The organism is Cellulomonas pakistanensis, assembly GCF_016862755.1.
In the GTDB taxonomy this organism is placed as follows: domain Bacteria; phylum Actinomycetota; class Actinomycetes; order Actinomycetales; family Cellulomonadaceae; genus Cellulomonas; species Cellulomonas pakistanensis.
This window is the reverse complement of the sequence record NZ_BONO01000008.1, coordinates 17,426-37,015: the sequence shown is the minus strand read 5'-3', so window position 1 is coordinate 37,015 and position 19,590 is coordinate 17,426. Positions and strand designations below refer to the sequence as shown.

Sequence of the window (19,590 nt, the reverse complement as noted above, 5' to 3'; positions counted from 1 at the left end):
GTCGGGCCTGCTGCCACGTCCACCACACGACACTCACCCCGGGGGACGGCGACGCACCCCGGACGGCGACGGCGGAGGACCTCGGTGACCTGGCAGCACGACCTGGCGGCGTTCGCCCGCGAGCGCGGACCCGCGCTCGTCGGCTACGCGCGCCTGCTCACCGGCGACACCGCCACGGCCGAGGACCTCGTGCAGGACGCGATCGTCCGCGCCTGGTCCCGGCGACGCTCCGGTGCCGACATCACCTGGCTCGAGGCCTACGTGCGCCGCGCCGTCCTCAACGGCTGGGTCGACCGGTGCCGCAGGGAGCGGGCGTGGCGGGACCACGCCCACCTCCTGGTGGACGACGCCGCCACGCCGTCGCCGGAGCGGGCCACCGTCGACCGCGCCCAGGTCGCCGACGCCCTCGAGCGGCTGTCCCCCCGCGAGCGGGCCTGCACGGTGCTCCGCCACTACGACGACCTCACGGTCCCCGAGATCGCCCAGCGGCTCGACCTCTCCGAGGGCGCCGTCAAGCGCTACCTGTCCGACGCCGCGCGCCGCCTGAGCCGCCTGCTCGGCGTCGCCGACGACCTCGACACCGAGGACCTCTCGACCACGAACGGAGGCCGGCGATGAGTGACCAGCTGCGCCGCGCGCTCGACGACCTCGTGCAGGGCGTCGCCACCGAGCAGGACGCCCGCACGCGCGCCGGCGGTGGTCTGCCCGTCGACGCGATGACCGCTCGCGCCCGCCGAGGACGGGTCCGGCACACCGCGCTGGTGTCCGCCGTGACCGCGTGCGCCGTGCTCGGCGTCGCCGCCGGCGGCGCGGCCGTCGCGGCCTGGGAGCGTCCCGAGCCGGCCCCCGCGGCCCCGCCGACCGAGTCGACGGCGCCGTCTCCGACCCCGACGCCGACGACCACGCCGAGCCCGTCGGCGACGGCGCCCGCCGTCGTCCTGCCCACGGGCGACGCCGCGCTGCCGTTCGGCGCGTGCGGCGCGCTGGTCGACGCGGCGGGCGACGTCCCCCTGGACGACCGCTGGACCATCGCGACGACTCTCGCGAGCCCGGAGGCAGCCGTCGGCGGCGGCCTGCTCGTCAGCACCCGGGTCGACGTGGTGCTGCCGGACGACTGGTCGCCGGTCGGCGTCGGCTTCGGCATCTGGTCGGCCGCCGGGCCCGAGCTCCTCGTCGTCCGGGACGGCGTCGTGGTCGGGTCGGGCGACCTGTACGGCGACGTCCCTGCCGGCCTCGAGTCCTACGACATCCGCGCGAGCGCGAACTCCCCGGCGTACCAGGGGTGGCTGCCTCTGGTGTCGTGCTCGGACGGGAACCCCCTCCCAGCCGGGGACTACACGGTGGTCCCGACGGCTCGCGTGCTCCCGCTCGGCGACGACGCCGCGGTGGCGGACGAGCTCGCGGTCGACGGTGCCGAGTCGGTCGCGGCCCGCCACGCCGACGACTGGCGCCGCACGGTCGGCGAGCCGCTCGACGTCGTGGTCGTCGAGGGGGAGCCCGGCGCGCTCCCGCCGGCCCGGACCCGCGACGACGGCGTGATCGTCCCCGAGCCGTCCTGCGGGTCGGCGGTCGTGACGTCCACCGCCGCCCGGTTGCTGGAGTGGTCGGTGCTCGCGCCGCACGTGGTCGCCGAGGGCTCGACCCGGGACACCAGCGGCTCGCTCGCCTACCTCGGTCCGGGGCGTCTGCGCCTCGCCGTGCAGACCGTCCCCTCGTTCTGGGCGGTGCAGGACGGTGTCGTGGTCGGCGCCTCCCCCGCGCCCACCGACGCCTACCACGCGGTCGTCGACCTGGACCGGTCGAGCCCGCTCCATCTTCGCGGCACGCTGGACGTCAGGACGTGCCAGGGCGGCGGGCCGGGAGAGGAGCCGCTGCCCCCGGGGCAGTACACCCTCGTCCCCTCGCTGCTCGTCTCCGGTGGAGAGGTCCGCACCGCCGAGGGTGTTCGCGAGCTCCCCTCGGGCTTCGTCACCGGGGAGGCGTTCCCGTTCGTCGTCGAGTGACCACCGCGACCGGGACGGCGATCTCACCGACGGAGCGGTGCACGCCCCCGACGACGCGGGCGGTCCGGACCAGGAGGTCGACGTCGTTCGGCACGACCGCATGGTGCCGCCCGGCGCGACCCGTCGCCGCGTCCTCACCGCCTCGGACGTGCAGTGTTCGCGCCGCGTTCACCTCGGACGGGTGCGGACGGGGCCGATCGGGGGACCAGGTCGACAGGCCCCACCCGCGCGACCTCCTCCCGCGGTCGAGCGCCGACCGCGGGGACGCAGTACGCCCCGTCCACATCACACCGGGGAGGGGGCCACTCATTGCGTACCGACCTCGACTAGGTGGCCCCGATGTCCCGCTAGAACGGCAGGACGGGGCGACGAGGCCCCGTTCTCTCCTCCGGAGGTGCATCGCCATGGTCAAGACCTGGGCCGCGACCATCGCGGTACTGCCCCTTGCCGCTCTCACGACGGGTCCGTTCGTCGCGATTGATCTCGAGCGCGACTTCCGTCCCCCAGCCGCTGTCAACAACCCGGACGTGCCTCGGGAGCTGATCGACGCCTTGCCTCACGTGATCCAGCAGGACCCCGACGTGATCATCGATCCCGAACTCGTCCTCGGCCCGATCGTGTATCCCGACGGGACTCCGGTCGAGGGCCAGGACGCGGCGACGACCCGCGAGGCGCGCGCTCGGTGCGGGGGAACCGCGACGGCTACCGCCGTCGTCTGGGGTCCGGAGAGCAGGAGGACTGCACCGTGTGGGGCAGCCCCGGGTACAAGCAGGGCTACGCCTGGGGGGTGCAGGACGCCTCCAAGAGCGTGTGCGTCCAGGGCCGCGGCTTCACCGTCTCCGGCACCCGGACCTGGTACTCGATCGGGTGCGGCAAGAGCAACGCCGGAACGTCGGTGACATGGGGCAACGTCCTGAGCAACCCTTCGATCCGGGCCATGGCGACCTCGGGCGCGAGCAACTCGGTGGGATGGTGGATCTGAACCGTGGGCAGCTTGTTCCGATCCCGGGGCGGGACTCTTGCCTGGCTCCGCCGGCGCGCCGGAGGCCTCGCTGCGGCTGGTGACGCCCGCCTGACCAGACAGACGTACCGACCGCCGAGGACCGACGACCGCACGACCTCGGGAGAGCTGCACGAACGGTCCGGCGCACCGCTGCCCCCGGGCAAGCGAGACCTGGACGGCCCCGCTAGTTGAGGTCGACCGGCGGTGGGCGAGCCCTTCTCGCGCGGCCCACCGCCGGGCCGTACCGCATCGGGGCACGTCCGTCCGGGTGGTGTTCCGCTCAGCCCTCGCGGTCGGCGGCCAGCGCCTCGTCCACGGTCTCCCGGATGGTGAACACCTGGGTCAGCGCCGTGATCCGGAAGACCTTCAGCAGCCGCTCGGAGTCGATGACGAGCTGCAGGCGCCCGTCGAGCCCGCGGACGCGCTTGAGCACGCCGACGAGCAGCCCGAGGCCGGTCGAGTCCATGAACCGCACCTCGGTGAGGTTCACGACCAGGTCGACGTGCCCGGCGTCCACCAGGGCCGTCAGCTTCTCGCGCAGCGCGGGCGCGGTGTACACGTCGATCTCGCCGGTCACGTCGACGACGGTCCTGCCCTCGACGGTCCTGCTCGCCACGCTCACGTCCACGTGTGCTCCCCTCTGCCTCCGGGAGCATTCAAACAGACAGCACGCTCAGTGTCGGCGTGTTGCGTGCTCACGCGTGTCCCTTCCCTCCTCCGGCGGCGGCCAGCGCCGCGCGGTACTCGTCGGTCGTGCCGTCCGGGCGGACCTTCTGCAGCACGTGGTCGCGGACGCCGAGGCCGGCGAGCGTGGCGGTCAGCGCCACCACGTCGTCGGCCGTCAGCACGGTCGGGTCGACCGTCGTCCGCACCTGCACGGGTACCCCCGACTCCAGCACGAGGCGCAGCGACGCGAACGCCTGCTCGGTCGACGTCGTGGGGCCCCCGGTCCGCGTGATCGCGCGGTACAGGTGCGCCGGGGCCTTCACGTCCAGCCCGACCCAGTCCAGGTGCGGCAGCAGGGCGGCGAGCCGCCTCGGGTATGCCCCGCCGGTGTGCAGGCCGACGGCGAAGCCGGCCGCGCGCACCTCGCGCACCGCGTCGAGCAGCGCCGCCTGCCGTGTGGGCTCGCCGCCCGAGAACACGACGCCGTCGAGCAAACCCTCCCGACGCCCCAGCAGCGCCCGCACCCGCGCCCACGGGACGACGCCCGGCGTCCGGGGGTCGAGGATCGCGGAGTTGTGGCAGTAGGTGCACCGCCACGGGCAGCCCTGCAGGAACGCGGTGGCAACGATCCGGCCGGGCCAGTCGACGGTCGACGTGGGGACGAGGCCGGCGATCGCGAGGTCGTCGGCGCGGCGCCCCGCGGCCGGACGCGGCTCGCGCGCCGGGGCGCGGCGGGGCGGGGTCGCCCCCGTCCCGCCCGCCTCGGTGGCCATCAGACGGCGGCGACGGGCTCGAGGAACGGCGTGCGCTCCGCGTGCTCGCCCCGCTTGCCGATGTTGAACGAGCTCACCGGCCGGAAGTAGCCCATGACCCGGGTCCACACCTCGCACTCGACCGGCTCGGCGCCGGCCCCGCGCTCCTCCGCGCACCGGGTGCAGGTCGGGTGCTCGCCGGCCAGGTAGCCGTGCACCGGGCAGATCGAGAACGTCGGGGTGATCGTCAGGTACGGCAGCGAGAACCGGCTGAGCGACCGCCTCACCAGCTCCCGGCAGGCGTCGGCGCTGCTGATCCGCTCGGACATGTACAGGTGCAGCACGGTGCCGCCCGTGTACTTGCGCTGCAGCTCGTCCTGGCGCTCGAGCGCCTCGAACGGGTCGTCGGTGAAGCCGACCGGCAGCTGGGACGAGTTGGTGTAGTACGGGTTGGCGTCGGTCCCGGCCTGCAGGATCTCCGGCCAGCGCTTCCGGTCCTCCTTGGCGAACCGGTAGGTCGTGCCCTCCGCGGGGGTCGCCTCCAGGTTGTACAGGTGGCCGGTCGACTCCTGGACCTCGACCATCCGGGCCCGCACGTGGTCCAGCAGCCGCACCGCCATCGCGTGGCCCTCGTCGGTCGTGATGTCGTGCGCGTCGCCGGTGAAGTTCCGGATCATCTCGTTGATCCCGTTCACGCCGATCGTCGAGAAGTGGTTGTCGAGCGTGCCGAGGTAGCGCCTGGTGTACGGGAACAGGCCCTCGTCGATGTACCGCTGGATGACCTCGCGCTTGAGCTCGAGCGACGTCACCGCGAGGTCGACCAGGTGGTCGAGCTGCCGCAGCAGGATCGCCTCGTCGCCCGCGTACAGGTGACCCAGGCGGGCGCAGTTGATCGTGACGACGCCGAGCGAGCCGGTCTGCTCCGCCGACCCGAACAGGCCGTTGCCGCGCTTGAGCAGCTCGCGCAGATCGAGCTGGAGGCGGCAGCACATCGACCGGACGTCGCCGGGGTTCATGTCGGAGTTGATGAAGTTCTGGAAGTACGGCAGCCCGTACTTCGCGGTCATCGCGAACAGCCGCTCGGCGTTCTCCGACTCCCACGGGAAGTCCTCGGTGATGTTGTACGTCGGGATCGGGAAGGTGAACACCCGCCCGGAGGCGTCGCCCTCGGTCATCACCTCCATGTAGGCGCGGTTGATCATGTCCATCTCGGCCTGGAGGTCGCCGTAGGTGAAGCCCACCGGCTCGCCCGCCACGAACGGCACGTCGTCGCGCAGGTCCGCCGGGCAGGTCCAGTCGAACGTGAGGTTGGTGAACGGCGTCTGCGTGCCCCACCGCGACGGCACGTTCAGGTTGTAGACGAGCTCCTGGATGCCCTGGCGCACCTGCTCGTAGGTCAGGGCGTCGAGCCGGACGAACGGCGCCATGTACGTGTCGAACGAGCTGAACGCCTGCGCGCCCGCCCACTCGTTCTGCATGGTGCCGAGGAAGTTGACGATCTGGCCGATCGCGGACGAGAAGTGCTTCGGGGCGGTCGCCTCGACCTTGCCGGGCACCCCGTTGAGGCCCTCCTGCAGCAGCGTCCGCAGGGACCAGCCGGCGCAGTAGCCGCTCAGCATGTCGAGGTCGTGGATGTGCAGGTCCCCGTCCCGGTGCGCCGCGCCGACGGCCTCCGGGTACACGTGGCTCAGCCAGTAGTTGGCGACGACCTTGCCGGCCGTGTTGAGGATCAGGCCACCGAGCGAGTAGCCCTGGTTGGCGTTGGCGTTCACGCGCCAGTCGCTGCGCTCGAGGTACTCGTTGATGGACGAGCCGACCTCGACGACGGGCGAGTTCTCCATGGACGTGCCTTTCGGTGGGTGTGCGGTGTCGCCGCCCGCCCCGGCGCTCCGGCACAAGATGTGGTGGTCGGTCCGCCGCGCGGCAACAAGATGTGACAGTTCTATGCGCGGCAGGCGCCGCGAGCGGGGACGTTGGTCCCGGCGGTCCGGAGTGGGCCGGGCGACACCGGCGCGGACGTGGGGCGCAACTCCCCCGCTCGCCCGGCGTGTCGCCGCTCGACCGGCCGGGCGGGGTCGGACCGGGTGAGCGCCGCTCGCAGCCCCGCCGGCTCGCGGGGTTCAGCGCGGGGGCGCGTCCAGGAGGGAGAACGTCACCGCGTCGCCCGGGCGGAGCTGCGCCGCGAGGTCGCGCGACCGGGGCTCGACGACCGCGAGCACCGGGTAGCCGCCGGTCACCGGGTGGTCGGCGCCGAACACGACGGGCCGGCCGTCCGGCGGCACCTGGACCGCCCCGGGCACCAGCGGCTCCGAGGGCAGCTCACCGCGGTCGAGCCGCTCGACCGGCGGCCCGTCGAGGCGCAGCGCGACCCGGTCGCTCGCGGGGCTGACGACGTACCGGGCGGCGACGAGGCGGTCGAGCGCGCCCGGCGCGCACCAGTCGGCCCGCGGGCCGGGGCTCACGCGCAGCACCACGGGCTCGGGCCAGGACCGCGACGGGTCCGCCCACGGCTGCGCCGCGTCGAGGACGTCGGTGCCCACGGGCAGGACGTCGCCCGCCCGCAGCGGTGCCGGGCCGATCCCGGCGAGCCGGTCCGCCGCGCGCGAGCCGAGCACCGGCGGCACCGCGAGCCCGCCGCGGACCGCGACGTACAGCCGCACCCCGCGGGAGGCGGTACCGGTGCGCAGCACCCCGCCGGGCGGGACGCGGGTGGCGGCGTGCGGGGCCACCGGCACGCCGTCCACGTCGGCCGGGACCTCCGCGCCGGCCAGGGCGACGACGCCGCCCGCCGGGAACGCCACGACGAGGCCCCCGAGCAGCACCTCCAGGCCCGCCGCGTCGGGGGCGTTGCCGACGAGGCGGTTCGCCAGGCGCAGGGCGCCCGCGTCGGCGGCGCCGGAGCGGCCGACGCCGACCGACGCGAGCCCGGGGCGGCCGCGGTCCTGCACCAGGGTCGACGGTCCGGGGGCGAGGACCTCGATCTCGGGGCGGGGTGCGGCCGGGACGCGCGACGGGCGAGAGTCGAGCGCGGTCGGCACCGGGGCGTGCGGACCCGTCGCGGGCGGGGCGGGAGGGCTGAGCCGAGCGGCGGCTGGGGTGGACAGGGCGGCGGCCGTCGCCGCGCCCGCGCCGGGGTCGTCGACGGGCACGAACCGCACGCGCGTGCCGGGCCGCAGCAGCGCGGGCGGGTCGCGGTCGACGTCGAACAGCGGCACGTCGCAGGTGCCCAGCAGCATCCAGCCTCCGGGCGTGGCCGCCGGGTAGACGGCGGCGAACTCGCCCGCGACCGCCACGGCGCCCGCGGGGACCCGCTCGCGCGGCGACCGCCGCCGCGGCACGTGCAGCGCCGGGTCCAGCCCCGACAGGTAGGCGAAGCCGGGCATGAACCCGCCGAACGCCACCGTGTACGTCGCGGCGGCGTGCCGGCGGACGACCTCCCCCTCGGGCAGACCGGTGACCCGGGCGACCTCGGCGAGGTCCGCGCCGTCGTAGCGGACGGGCAGGACGACGGTCGACCCCGGGGCCGACGGACCGGTCGCGTCCACGGTCGGTGCCGCGGCGACGGCGGCGCGGGCCCGCTCCGCCAGGGCCTCGGCCGCGTCCCGGGCAGCCGTCGGCGAGCCGAACCGGACGAGCAGGGTGCGGGCGGCGGGCACGACGTCCACCGCTCCGGGGACGGGCCGGTCCCGCAGCGCGGCGTCGAGGGCGCGGACCGCCTCGAGGCCCGGCAGGTCGACGAGCAGGGCGTCGTCGCCGTAGGGCCGGACACGGGCGTCCGGGCTCGCGTCGCTCGCACCTGGCGGGCCCGGCGCGCTCGCGCCACCCGGCCCGCCCGGCGCGCGGCTCGCCCCGCCGTCCTGCTCGGTCACCGTCCGCGCCTCGTCACCGGGCCGCGGGACGCAGCTCGACCCCCGCGCCCTCCAGCGCCGCCCGGACCGCGCGGGCCACCGGCACGGCACCCGGGGTGTCGGAGTGCACGCACAGCGACGCCGCCTCGACGGGGACGAGCGTGCCGTCGACCGCCACGACCACCCCGTCGGTCGCCAGCCGCACCGCCCGCTCCGCGGCCTCGGCCGGGTCGGTGACGAGCGCACCGGCCCGGCCGCGCGGCACGAGCGTGCCGTCCGCCAGGTAGCCGCGGTCCACGAAGGCCTCGGTGACGGTCGGCAGCCCCGCCTCGCGCGCGTGCCGGAGCACCGCCGACCCGGGCAGCCCGACGACGGTGAGCGACGGGTCGACGCCGACGACGCCCGCGACGACGGCAGCGGCCTGCTCCTCGTCGTGGACGACCCGGTTGTAGAGCGCGCCGTGCGGCTTCACGTAGCCGACCCGGGCGCCGACGGTGCGCGCGACAGCCTGCAGCGCGCCCACCTGGTACGCCACCTCCGCCGCGAGCTCCCCCGGCGGGACGTCGAGCCGCCGGCGGCCGAAGCCGACGAGGTCCCGGTAGGACACGTGGGCGCCGACGGCGACGCCGCGCGCGAGGGCGGTCGCGCAGCGGGCGGCCATGATCGACGGGTCGCCGGCGTGGAAGCCGCAGGCGACGTTCGCGCTCGTGACGACGGTGAGCAGCGCCTCGTCCGTCCCGGGCTCCCCGAGGGTCCACGGGCCGTAGCCCTCGCCGAGGTCGCAGTTCAGGTCGATGTGCGTCGCCACGTGCCCATCCTGCCGCGCACCCGGCCGGTACGACGCACGGCCCGGCAGGGGTGAGGATGGTGCCGTGGTCGGAACCGGTGAGCTGCTCGACGTGCTGCTCGCCGCGGGCCGCCGCGCCGACCGGCTGACGCACGTGCGGCACCTGCCGGCTCGCCCGGGGTCGCCCGTCGACTGGCCCGCGTGGGCGGACCCCGACCTCGTCGCGGGCTACCGGGCCCTGGGCGTCGAGCGGCCGTGGCGGCACCAGGCGCAGGCCGCCGACGCGGCGTGGTCCGGCCGGCACACCGTGCTGTCGACCTCGACGGGCTCCGGCAAGTCGCTCGCGTTCTGGCTGCCCTCGCTGACCGCGGTGCGGGCGCAGGCCGCCGCGCGGACGCTCGACCCGGGCCGCATCGAGACGGTGACCCGGCGCGGATCCGTCCTCTACCTGTGCCCGACCAAGGCGCTGGCGGCGGACCAGCGGCACGCGCTCGACCGGGTGCTCACGGCGGCGCGGCTGCGGGACGTGCGGGTGTCCACCTGCGACGGCGACACCGCGCAGGAGGAGCGGCGCTGGGTGCAGGAGTACGCCGACGTCGTGCTGACCAACCCGGACTTCCTGCACTTCGCCCTGCTGCCGCAGCACCGCCGGTGGGCGCGGCTGCTCGGCTCCCTGCGGTACGTCGTGCTGGACGAGTGCCACGCGTTCCGCGGCGTGTTCGGCGCGCACGTGGCCGCGGTGCTGCGCCGGCTCCGCCGGGTCGCGGGCACGTACGGCGCCGACCCCGTGTTCCTGCTCGCGTCCGCGACCACCGCGGAGCCCGCGGTGAGCGCCGCCCGGCTGATCGGCGTCGCCCCGGAGGAGGTCGTGTCCGTCGCGGACGACGCCTCGCCCGCGGGCCGGAAGACCGTGGCCCTGTGGCAGCCGCCCGAGGTGGCGCCCGCCGAGGGGCCGTGGAGCGGGCTGCTGCCCGAGGACGACCCCTGGGCGCTGCCGCTGGACGAGCCGCCCGTCGACGTGGACCGGGCCGGGCCGACCGCCGCGCGCGCGGAGGGTCGCACCCCGGGCGGGCCCGGTACCGGCGCCGTGGACGGGACGGACGCGCGCGCCGCGGGCGGGACGGACGCGGGCACGCCGGCCGACGACCCCGCCGCGCGCACGGCCGCCCCGGCACCCGGCCCCGACGCCGGGTCGGTGGGCCCGACGCGGGAGGGCTCCGGACCCCTCGGCACCGGGGAGGACCTGGTGGCGGACGACCCGGACCGGCCCCGTCGCTCGGCGACGGCCGAGGTCGCCGACCTGCTCGCCGACCTCACCGCGGCGGGGGCGCGGACGCTCGCGTTCACCCGGTCCCGGCGAGCCGCCGAGTCGGTCGCGACCGTGACCCGCGAGCACCTGCGCGACGTCGACCCCGAGCTGGCGGCGGCGGTGGCGGCGTACCGGGGCGGCTACCTGCCCGAGGAGCGCCGCGCGCTCGAGCAGGCGATCCGGACGGGGCGGCTGCGCGCGCTCGCGACGACCAACGCCCTCGAGCTCGGCGTCGACATCTCCGGGTTGGACGCGGTGGTGATCGCCGGGTGGCCGGGCACCCGGGTGTCGCTGTGGCAGCAGGCGGGCCGCGCTGGCCGGGCGGGCGCCGACGGGCTCGTGGTCCTGGTCGCGCGGGAGGACCCGCTCGACACGTTCCTCGTCCACCACCCCGAGGCGGCGCTGGACGCGCCCGTCGAGGCGACCGTCTTCGACCCCGGCAACCCGTACGTGCTCGCGCCGCACCTGTGCGCGGCCGCCGCGGAGACGCCGATCCGCGCCGAGGAGCTCGACCTGTTCGGTCCGGGCACCCGCGAGCTGCTCGACGTCCTGGTCGCCCGCGGGGCGCTGCGCCGCCGCCCGTCCGGGTGGTACTGGACGCACGCCGAGCAGGCGGCCCGGCTCACCGACCTCCGAGGGACGGGCGGCGACCCGGTCCGGGTCGTCGAGTCCACCACCGGTCGCCTGCTGGGCACCGTCGACTCCGCCGCCGCGGACTCCACCGTGCACGCCGGCGCCGTCTACGTGCACCAGGGCGCGACCTACGTCGTCGACGACCTCAGCCTGGAGGACGGCGTCGCGCTCGTCGACCGCCGGGACGTCGACTACGGCACGTGGGCCCGCTGGGTCACGTCGACGGAGATCCGGGCGACCACCGCCGAGCGCCGGTGGGGGCCGATCACCTGGGGCTTCGGCGCGGTCGACGTCACGACGCAGGTGCTGTCCTACCAGCGCAAGCGCATCCCCGACATGGAGGTGCTCGGCTCCGACCTGCTCGACCTGCCCGCGCGCACGCTCCCGACGACCGCGGTCTGGTGGACGGCGCCGGTGGAGGTGCTGGAGCGCGCCGGGATCACCGTCGAGACCGCGCCCGGCGCCCTGCACGCCGCGGAGCACGCGTCGATCGGGCTCCTGCCCCTGCTGGCGACCTGCGACCGCTGGGATCTGGGCGGCGTCTCGACCGCGCTGCACGCCGACACCGAGCAGGCAACCGTGTTCGTGCACGACGCCTACCCCGGCGGCGCCGGGTTCGCCGAGCGCGGGTACGCGCTCGGGGCGACCTGGCTGCGCGCCACCCGGGAGGCGATCGCCACCTGCCCGTGCCGCTCCGGGTGCCCCGCCTGCGTGCAGTCCCCCAAGTGCGGGAACGGCAACAACCCGCTGGAGAAGGCGGCCGCGGTGCGGCTGCTCGACGAGGTCCTCGCGCACGCGCCGGGCTGACCGGGGCCGGCCCGGACTGTCTCGGCCGGGCCGGGCTGACCAGGGCCGGCCCGGACCGCCTCGTCCGCGACCCGGCCCGTCGGGCGCGCGCAGATCCCGAGCGCGTCGGCCCGGCGGGCACCGGTCCGGTCCGTCGGGTGCGCGCCGGCCGGATCCGCGTCGTTCCGTAGGGCGTCGGCCCGGCGTGCGTCGGCCCAGGTCCCGCCCGGCCGAGGCCGACCCGCGCAGCCCGGCGCGCGCCTCGGCGGACGCGTCGCCGACGGGTGTGGGCGCCGCGGCGCGGACCCGCACCGTCACAGGCCCGAGCACCTCGCACGCCGCGAGCGTCGCGCCGTTCCGCTCCACGACCTGCTGGGCGACGGCGCAGGCGTCGCCGTGGCCGCGCACGAGGCGCTCGCCTGCCGCGAGCGCGCCGAGGTCGGCCGCCGCCTGGGCCCGACCCCGGGCCGTCTGCGCCACCGCGAGCATCCCGAGGGCGCCCGCGAGCAGCACAACCGCCGCCGCGAGGGCGAGCACCAGCACCGTGGAGGACCCGCGGTCACCGGGCGCAGGGCGTCGCTCCCGTCGGGCGGGCGGCCGGCGAGCCCCCGCCGCGACGTCGCCACCCGGTCGACCCGTGGTCACGGCTCGACCGCGGCCGTCACCACCCGACCGACCCGACGTCACGGCTCGACCCGCGCCGTCGCCACCCGACCGACCCGACGTCACGGCTCGACCCCGGCTGTCGCCACCCGAGCGACCCGACGTCACCGCTCGACCCCGGCTGTCGCCACCCGACCGACCCGACGTCACGGCTCCACCCGCGCCGTCGCCGACCCGCGGACGGTCAACCCGCCCACCAGCGGCAGCGCCGGCCCGACGGTCGCCTCGACCGCCACGACGACCCACGGGTCGTCCCGGCCGACCGCTGCGCGCGCGCCGTGCCCCGCGACCCGCCGGGCCACCGCCGCCACCACCGCGTCGTCCTCGCCGATCGCGGCGACCCGTGCCCCGGCGCGCGCGGCGTCGGCGCACCGGAGCTGGGTCGCAGCGCAGGCCGCGAGCGCGGCGACGACGCCGAGCAGGAGCGCGACGACCGGCAGCAGCACGGCGAGCTCCGCCGTCACCGACCCGCGGTCCCGCCACCGGACCGCCGCGCGGACCGTGCCGGCGTCGACCGGCCCGACGTCTGCCGGCCCGACGCCGGACCGGCCGCGGACGGTCCGGCGTCCCGCCGCGGCCCCGCGCCGCGCACGCCGCATCGCGCCACCGCTCACACCGACAGCGCGTCGCGGACGAGGTTGGTCAGGGTCTCCCGGATCTCCGAGCTGCGGAGGATCACCACCAGGAGCCCCGCGAACCCCACCGCGGCGATCATGACCACGGCGTACTCCGCGGTCGCGAGGCCGGCGTCGCGGATCACGCCGGCGAACCGCCCGTGCGCCCGCCGGACGAGCGCGCCCACGCCCCGCACCGCCCGCGCCGCTCGGACGCCCGCCCGCCGTGCCCGGGCCCTCCCGGCGCTGTTCAGCTGCTTCATGTGCTGCCTCCCGTCTCGGTGCGTCGGCCGCCCGTCGGCCGACGTCTCGACCCTGCCGACCGCGCCGGGGTCGCCGCCGGCCCGGTGCCCGCGCGCTGGGGACGGAGCGCCCGGCCCGCGCTGTGGAGGACTCGGCGCCCGCCCGCCGAGCACGGCCGGCAGCGGCTGGTCGGCGGCCGTCGTGCCCGCGTCCGACCCGACGAACCGCGACCGTCACGCGCGGCGCCCGGCGCCCGGCTGGTCGTCACAGCAACCCGCGCCCGAGCGACACCAGGACGGGCACGAGACCCACGAGCACGAACGCCGGGAGGAAACAGACGCCCAGCGGCACGACGAGCCGGACGCCGAGCCGGCCCGAGGCCTCGCGGGCTGCCCGGTCCCGCTCGCGCCGCAGCGTGGCGGCCGTCGCCTGCAGCGCGGGGCCCGCGGCGGCGCCGGTGTCCCACGCGGCGGCGAGGCCGTCGAGGACCGAGCCGAGCGTCGGGGCGTGCGCCCACGCGCCCGCCCACGGGTCGCCGAGCAGGAGCGCGGCGCCCGCCCGCGACAGGTCGGCGCCGGTCGGTCCGCCGAGCGCCGCGCCCACCGCCGCAAGGGCTCCGGGCACGCTCGCCCCGGCCGCGACCGCCACCGCCAGCAGGTCGACCACGACGACCACGTCCACCGCCTCGCCGTCGACCACCGCGGCGGGCCGCAGCCGCGGACGGGGGACGAGGTGGCGGGCGCTCGGGCGGAGCAGGTGCACGGCCGCGGCGACGAGCAGCGCAAGCACGGCCTCAGCCATCGCCGTCCCCCGCGCCCGCGCCGCCCGGCACCCCCGCGCCACCTCCCCGCCCTCCCGCGCCACCTCCCCGCACCCCCGCGCCACCTCCCCGCACCCCCGCGCCACCTCCCCGCACCCCCGCGCCACCTTCCCGCACCCCCGCGCCGCCTCCCCGAGGCCTCGGGCCGCTCGTCTGCGGCCTCGCGCCGCCACTGGCCGGCCCGGCGCCGCCCGCGCCCGCCGCCCGCGCGTCCGCGACCATCCGCGCGACCCACCGGCGCCCCAGCGCGGTCAGCGCGACCCCGCCGAGCCCGCACACCGTGCCCGCGCCGCCGTCGAGCAGCATGCCCAGCAGGTCGGCGCCCAGCAGCGCGCCGAGGACGACCCCGAGCACCGGCAGCCAGGTGAGCAGCGTCGTCGTCTGCCGGGGGCCGGCAAGGGCGCTCCGGACCGCGGTCTCCGCCTCCGCGTCGGCGGCGAGCGACCGGGCGCACTCGTCGAGGACGCCCGCGACCGGCGCACCGAGCTCCGCCGCCAGCCGGCTCGCGGCGAGCACCCCTGCGACCCGCCGCCGGATCCGCTCCCCCGTGGGGTCCGCCGGCCGAGCGGCCCCGGCGCGCGGGGACGCGCCCCGGGTCCGAGCGGGCGCCGCGCCGAGCGCCGCGAGCACGTCCTGCGCCCCCGGCACCCCGTCCGCGCCGGTCGGCACGCCCAGGACGACCCGCCAGGCCTCGGGCGGCGCGCGCCCCGCCCGCACCTCGGCGGCGACGGCGGTCACCGCCGCCCCGAGTGCCGCGTCCAGGTCGACCCGGTCGCGCCGCCAGGTCCGGGACCGCTGCCCCGCCACCACCCCGGGAGCCACTGGTCCGCCATCCGACGGACCGGGCCTGGCGTCGGCGCGGCGGAGCCGTCGACCTGCGGACCCGTCCGCCGGCGCCGCCAGCAGCACGGCGACCGCGACGAGCAGCCCCACGAGCGCGGCCGGGCCGCTCACTCCCGCGGGTCCGCGCGCGTGCCGCCGAGTTCCGCGGTGCCGGGCACCCCGACGCCGCACCCGGCAGCGCCGCACAGCGCACGCCCCGATACCGAGGCGCGGCCCGGCCCCGTCCCGCCGCTCACGGCCCGTCCTGCCCCGCCGGGCCGGACCCGGCCCCGCCCGGCGCCAGCCCCGCCCGCGCGGCGAGGTCCGCCCACCCCGGCCCGGCCGTGACCGTGCCGTCGGACGCGACCGCGAGCGCGGTTCGCACGACCAGCCTGCCCCCGGCCGGGTCGCGCCCCGCGGTGGCGAGCTCGGCGACCCGGCGCCGGCCCGCGTCGCGCCGCAGGTGCACGACGGCGTGGATCGCGCTGGCCGCCTGCGCCGCGAGCGCCTCGCGCGACAGCCCGGCGAGCGCGCCGAGCGCCTCGAGCCGGGCGGGCACGTCCGCGGCGGCGTTCGCGTGCACCGTCGTGCAGCCGCCGTCGTGCCCGGTGTTGAGGGCGCCCAGCACCTCGCGCACCTCCGCGCCCCGGCACTCGCCGAGGACGACCCGGTCGGGCCGCATCCGCAGCGACTCCCGCACGAGGTCGGCCAGGTCGACGCCGCCGGCGCCCTCGACGTTCGGGCGGCGGGCGAGCAGGCGGACGACGTGGGGGTGCCGCGGGGCCAGCTCGCCGGCCTCCTCGACGCAGACGATCCGCTCGCCGGGGTCCGCGAGGGACAGCAGGGTCGAGAGCAGGGTCGTCTTGCCGGTGCCGGTGGCCCCCGACACGAGCAGGTTCGCCCGCGCCCGCACGAGCCCGCGCAGCACGGCGTCGACGCCCGCGGGGACCGTGCCGCTCCGCACCAGGTCGTCGAGGTCGAACGGCTGGTGCCGCACCACGCGCAGGGACAGCAGCGTGCAGCCGTCGGCCACCGGCGGCAGCACCGCGTGCAGCCGGGTCCCGTCGGGCAGCCGGGCGTCGGCCGCCGGCCGGGCGTCGTCGAGCCGCTGCCCGGCGGCCGCGGCGAGCCGGACCGCGAGATCGCGGACGCGCGCCGGGTCGCCCAGGTCGACCGGCGCGCGGGCGAGCCGGCCGGAACGCTCGACCCAGACGTCGCGCGGCCCGTTCACCAGGACGTCCGTCACCGCCGGGTCGTCGAGCAGCGGCTGGAGCGGCCCGGCCCCGACGAGCTCCGCCCGGACCACCCCGTCGAGCTCGGCCAGGGCGTCGCTGCCGAGCACCCGCCCGGTGTCCCGGAGCGCGGCGGACACGCGCGCGCCGGTGACCGGCCCGCCCTCCTCGGCGAGCCGGCGCCGGACCGTCGCCACCAGCCCGTCGACGCCCGCGTCCCTCGCCCCCGCCGGCCCCGCGCCCGGGACCGCGCCCGGGCCCGACGTCACGTCAGCCTCCGGGCGAGCCGCGCCACCGCCCGGGCGGCCGCGGTCGGGAGGGCCGGGCCGACGCCCCGGTCGACCGCGGCCCCGAGCCCCCGCGCCCACGGCAGGGACGCGACCACCGGCAGCCCTACAGCGGCGGCGACCTCGTCCGCGCCGAGGCCGCCGGGAGCGGGTCCGCGAGCGACCAGGCCGACGCGGCGCCCGTCGCCCACCAGCCCGTCCCGCAGCAGCCGGGCGCCCGCGACCGAGGGCACGTCGCGCGGGACCACGACGAGCACGGTCCGGCAGGCGGCGAGCAGCACCGAGCCGACCGCACCCGCGCCCGCGTCCCCGCCGTCGCCCCGCGGCCCGCCGTCGCCCGCCGCGGCCGCCAGCAGCGCGGCCCGGTCGAGATCCAGCACGACCGACCCGTACGCGGAGGCCAGCGCCCGCAGCACGTCCGGCAGCACCTCCGTCGGCGGCGGCCCCGGCCGCTGGTCGTCCGTCGGCAGGACGGCGCACCGCCCCCAGCGCATGAGGTTGCCGGCGAGCAGCACCGGGTCGACCGACCCGCGCGCGCCCGTCAGGTCGGGCCAGCGCAGCCCCGGGTGGCCCTCGAGGCCCAGCACGGTGTCCAGCGACGGCCCCACCCCGGTGTCGACGAGGACGGCCGTCCCGCGGCGGGCGAGCTCGGCGGCCAGCGCGGCACCGGTGACGGTGGCCCCTGCCCCGCCGCGCGCGCCGACGACGCCCACCACGCCCGCGCCGCCGGCTGATCGCTCCGTCCTCGCCACCGTTCGTCCCTCCGTCGTCACCAGCCCGAGGCTGCCGCCCCGCACTGCGCGCCGCTCGGCCCGCGGCCCCGCTCCTGTGGACCACGCACGCTCGCCGGCCCTGTGGTCGTCCCGGTGCGGCTCGATACCCTCGATCCAGGAGGAACCCGTCCCGATGAGCCACGGCCACACCTCGTCCGCACCCCCCGGCGCGGCGGCACCCGCGCGCGCCGCCGCGTTCTTCGACCTCGACAAGACGGTCATCGCGACGTCCGCCGCGAGCGCCTTCGCGCGGCCGTTCCTGACCGGCGGCCTGCTGAGCCGGCGGGCGATGCTGCGGTCCGCGGGCGCGCAGCTCGCGTTCCTGCTCGGCAGCGCGACCGAGGGCCGGACGGAGCGGGTCCGGGCCCAGCTGTCGGCGATGGTCGCGGGCTGGGACGTCGAGCGGGTGTCCGCGATCGTCGCCGCGAGCGTGCAGGACGCGATCGGCCCGGTCGTCTACGCCGAGGCGCTGGACCTGGTGGCGGAGCACCACGCCGCGGGCCGGGACGTCGTCGTCGTGTCCGCGTCGAGCGCGGAGCTGGTCCGGCCGATCGCCGAGCTGATCGGCGCCGACGAGGTCATCGCGAGCCGGATGGGCGTCGCGGACGGGCGCTACACCGGCGAGATCGCGTTCTACGCCTACGGCCCGGCCAAGGCGGAGGCGATGCGGGAGCTGGCGCGCGAGCGGGGGTACGACCTGGCCGCGTCGTCCGCGTACAGCGACTCGGCCACCGACGCGCCCATGCTCGCGGCGGTCGGGCACCCGTACGTCGTGAACCCGGACCGCGCGCTCCGCCGGCTGGCCGAGGCCGAGGGCTGGACGCCGCTGGTGTTCCGCCGGCACGTCGCGGTGGGCGCCGGCCGGCGGCGCGCGGCGCTGCGGCAGCTCACCGGCGCCGCGGCGCGCGACCGGCTGGTCGTCGGCGCGGCCGCCGCCCTCGCGCTCGCGCTGGTGGCGGCGGCGTGGGGCCGCGACCGGTACCGGCGGCGCGTCGCGGCGGCGACCTGACCAGCCGCGCTGGTCCGCGCCGTCCACCAACCGATCGCCCGTCCCGCCATCCGGTCACCCGTGCCGGCGTCACCTGGGAGTTCGCCGGTCCCTCTTCCCCGCGGCCCGCCCGTCGGCTGTGATGGGCAGCACAACAGAAGGCCACGAGGGAACCCACGCGCGACCCGTCCACGCATAGGACGCGTCGAACGGGCTCGAACCCGTCTCGACTGACCATGTGCACGCCTGATAACCCTCGCGGCCGTCCGTTCGGCGACGGCGTCCTCCCCGGGCGCCGTCGTCCGTGTCCGGGCCCGTCCACGCGCCCGACGCGGCGGACGGCGCCCGCGCGACCGCGGCGGACGGCGCCCGCCTCAGCCGAGCCGCCCCGCCAGCACCGCGTCCGCGACCCGCCGCGCCTCGGCCGCTCCCGCGACCACCGCGTCCGCGCAGACCCCGACCCACGCCGCCACGCCCGCCGGCGTCCCGGTCGCGAACCGGGCCGCCGTGGCCAGGTAGGGCTGCGGGGCCGCGGCCCACGCCGCCTCGGGCACCACGGTCCCGGTCGGGTCGAGCCCGCGCGCGCAGAGCAGCAGGCGCGCCGCGGTGCGGGCGACCGTCCCGTTGGCGGCGGCGAACGGGCGGACCGCCAGCAGCTCGCCGTGCACGACCGCGGCCACGACGAGGGCGGGCGCGCGCGTGGCGGCGACCGTGCGCGTCAGCAGCGCGACCCGCTCCGCCGCGTCGGCCCCGGACGGCGCGGGTCCCAGCCCGGTCAGGTCCAGCGGCGACCCGGCGACGCGCACCCGGCCCAGGTCCGCCTCCGGCAGCCAGCCGGCGCCGGCCGCGGCGTGCAGCCGGGCGAGGAGCTGCCCCAGCGGCGGCAGGGCCGGCTCGGACCGCCCGCCCAGCTCCGGCCGCCAGGTGGCCGCGAGCGCGGTCGCGCGCAGGGCGCCGGTCGCGACCCGGAGGTCGGCGGCGGCCGCGTCGTCGAGGAGCCACCCCGCGCCGTCCGCCGGCCGGTCGACGCCCGTCGCCACCCCGCGGAGCACCTCCAGCGGCACCCGGGCGCCGTCCACCGCGGCGCCGGCCCGGGCCGCGCGGACGTCGGCCTCGGCGCGGGCCTCGCGCCACCGCCGCCGGAACGCCTCGTGCCAGCGCAGCTCCTCGCACGCGGTGCGCGCCCGGTCGACGGCGCCGCGGACCCCGGGCAGGTCGAGCAGCGGCGTGAGCGGGTCGTCCGCCGCGGGAGCGGGCGAGGGGGCGACGGGGAGCACGCGGCCACCCTACGAGCGCCGCCGGCACGCCCCGCTCCCCGAGACCCACTGATCCGGACGAGACCACCGTCCGCGCGCGTGGGT

At 78.0% G+C, this 19,590-nt stretch carries 17 protein-coding genes and 1 pseudogene; 5 read left to right on the top strand and 13 right to left on the bottom strand.

The window, feature by feature from the left end:
* Positions 1–84: 84 nt before the first annotated feature.
* The 3 genes from Cpa01nite_RS06885 (at position 85) to Cpa01nite_RS06875 (ending at position 2,985) form a co-directional block, all read left to right on the top strand.
* Positions 85–618 (top strand): SigE family RNA polymerase sigma factor, encoded by a 534-nt coding sequence (locus tag Cpa01nite_RS06885; RefSeq protein WP_203668009.1) that lies wholly within the window; start codon positions 85–87, stop codon positions 616–618.
* Positions 615–2,003: a hypothetical protein gene (locus tag Cpa01nite_RS06880; RefSeq protein WP_203668008.1), complete on the top strand. Its 1,389-nt coding sequence runs from the start codon at positions 615–617 to the stop codon at positions 2,001–2,003. Before Cpa01nite_RS06885 ends, Cpa01nite_RS06880 begins: the two co-directional genes overlap by 4 nt.
* 745 nt (positions 2,004–2,748) lie before the next feature.
* Positions 2,749–2,985 (top strand): hypothetical protein, encoded by a 237-nt coding sequence (locus Cpa01nite_RS06875; protein ID WP_203668007.1) that lies wholly within the window; start codon positions 2,749–2,751, stop codon positions 2,983–2,985.
* A 301-nt stretch (positions 2,986–3,286) separates the two neighbouring features.
* Here the strand turns inward: Cpa01nite_RS06875 and Cpa01nite_RS06870 are convergent, their stop codons facing one another.
* The 5 genes from Cpa01nite_RS06870 to Cpa01nite_RS06850 all read right to left on the bottom strand — a co-directional run bounded on the left by Cpa01nite_RS06870 (position 3,287) and on the right by Cpa01nite_RS06850 (position 9,080).
* Positions 3,287–3,622, bottom strand: a complete 336-nt coding sequence (locus Cpa01nite_RS06870) for an STAS domain-containing protein (RefSeq protein WP_444542262.1) — start codon at positions 3,620–3,622, stop codon at positions 3,287–3,289.
* Between the two features lie 79 nt (positions 3,623–3,701).
* Positions 3,702–4,445: an anaerobic ribonucleoside-triphosphate reductase activating protein gene (locus Cpa01nite_RS06865; protein ID WP_203668006.1), complete on the bottom strand. Its 744-nt coding sequence runs from the start codon at positions 4,443–4,445 to the stop codon at positions 3,702–3,704.
* Positions 4,445–6,265: a ribonucleoside triphosphate reductase gene (locus Cpa01nite_RS06860; protein WP_203668005.1), complete on the bottom strand. Its 1,821-nt coding sequence runs from the start codon at positions 6,263–6,265 to the stop codon at positions 4,445–4,447. Before Cpa01nite_RS06860 ends, Cpa01nite_RS06865 begins: the two co-directional genes overlap by 1 nt.
* A gap of 279 nt (positions 6,266–6,544) precedes the next feature.
* Complete coding sequence (locus Cpa01nite_RS06855; RefSeq protein ID WP_203668004.1) at positions 6,545–8,293, bottom strand: 5-oxoprolinase subunit B/C family protein; 1,749 nt, start codon at positions 8,291–8,293, stop codon at positions 6,545–6,547.
* Positions 8,294–8,306: 13 nt separating this feature from the next.
* Entirely contained in the window at positions 8,307–9,080 is a 774-nt protein-coding gene (locus Cpa01nite_RS06850) for a LamB/YcsF family protein (protein ID WP_239068597.1), read from the bottom strand.
* 64 nt (positions 9,081–9,144) lie between these two features.
* Here Cpa01nite_RS06850 and Cpa01nite_RS06845 point away from each other — a divergent pair, with 64 nt between their 5' ends.
* Entirely contained in the window at positions 9,145–11,808 is a 2,664-nt protein-coding gene (locus Cpa01nite_RS06845; RefSeq protein WP_239068596.1) for a DEAD/DEAH box helicase, read from the top strand.
* Positions 11,809–12,048: 240 nt separating this feature from the next.
* Here Cpa01nite_RS06845 and Cpa01nite_RS18845 read toward each other — a convergent pair.
* The 7 genes and pseudogenes from Cpa01nite_RS18845 to Cpa01nite_RS06810 all read right to left on the bottom strand — a co-directional run.
* Positions 12,049–12,432: pseudogene (locus Cpa01nite_RS18845) on the bottom strand (Rv3654c family TadE-like protein); the annotation flags it as partial.
* A 164-nt stretch (positions 12,433–12,596) separates the two neighbouring features.
* Positions 12,597–13,049, bottom strand: coding sequence for a TadE family type IV pilus minor pilin (locus Cpa01nite_RS06835; protein ID WP_239068595.1), 453 nt, complete (start codon positions 13,047–13,049; stop codon positions 12,597–12,599).
* 11 nt (positions 13,050–13,060) lie between these two features.
* Positions 13,061–13,327, bottom strand: coding sequence for a DUF4244 domain-containing protein (locus Cpa01nite_RS06830; RefSeq protein ID WP_203668002.1), 267 nt, complete (start codon positions 13,325–13,327; stop codon positions 13,061–13,063).
* A gap of 244 nt (positions 13,328–13,571) precedes the next feature.
* On the bottom strand, positions 13,572–14,108 hold the full coding sequence (locus tag Cpa01nite_RS06825; protein WP_203668001.1) for a type II secretion system F family protein: 537 nt from the start codon (positions 14,106–14,108) through the stop codon (positions 13,572–13,574).
* A complete protein-coding gene (locus Cpa01nite_RS06820; RefSeq protein WP_203668000.1) occupies positions 14,101–15,081 on the bottom strand; it encodes a type II secretion system F family protein in 981 nt (326 codons plus the stop codon). The genes Cpa01nite_RS06825 and Cpa01nite_RS06820 overlap by 8 nt, the downstream gene beginning before the upstream one ends.
* Positions 15,082–15,202: 121 nt before the next feature.
* The gene (locus Cpa01nite_RS06815; RefSeq protein WP_239068594.1) at positions 15,203–16,450 is read right to left on the bottom strand and encodes a TadA family conjugal transfer-associated ATPase; all 1,248 of its coding nucleotides are present in this window, start codon (positions 16,448–16,450) and stop codon (positions 15,203–15,205) included.
* Entirely contained in the window at positions 16,447–17,220 is a 774-nt protein-coding gene (locus Cpa01nite_RS06810; RefSeq protein ID WP_203667999.1) for a CpaE-like family protein, read from the bottom strand. Before Cpa01nite_RS06810 ends, Cpa01nite_RS06815 begins: the two co-directional genes overlap by 4 nt.
* Positions 17,221–17,374: 154 nt before the next feature.
* On the opposite strand from Cpa01nite_RS06810, the gene Cpa01nite_RS06805 reads away from it, so the two are divergent.
* Positions 17,375–18,250, top strand: a complete 876-nt coding sequence (locus Cpa01nite_RS06805; RefSeq protein ID WP_203667998.1) for an HAD family hydrolase — start codon at positions 17,375–17,377, stop codon at positions 18,248–18,250.
* A gap of 353 nt (positions 18,251–18,603) precedes the next feature.
* Here the strand turns inward: Cpa01nite_RS06805 and Cpa01nite_RS06800 are convergent, their stop codons facing one another.
* Positions 18,604–19,506, bottom strand: coding sequence for a cell filamentation protein Fic (locus Cpa01nite_RS06800; protein ID WP_239068593.1), 903 nt, complete (start codon positions 19,504–19,506; stop codon positions 18,604–18,606).
* Between the last annotated feature and the right edge of the window lie 84 nt (positions 19,507–19,590).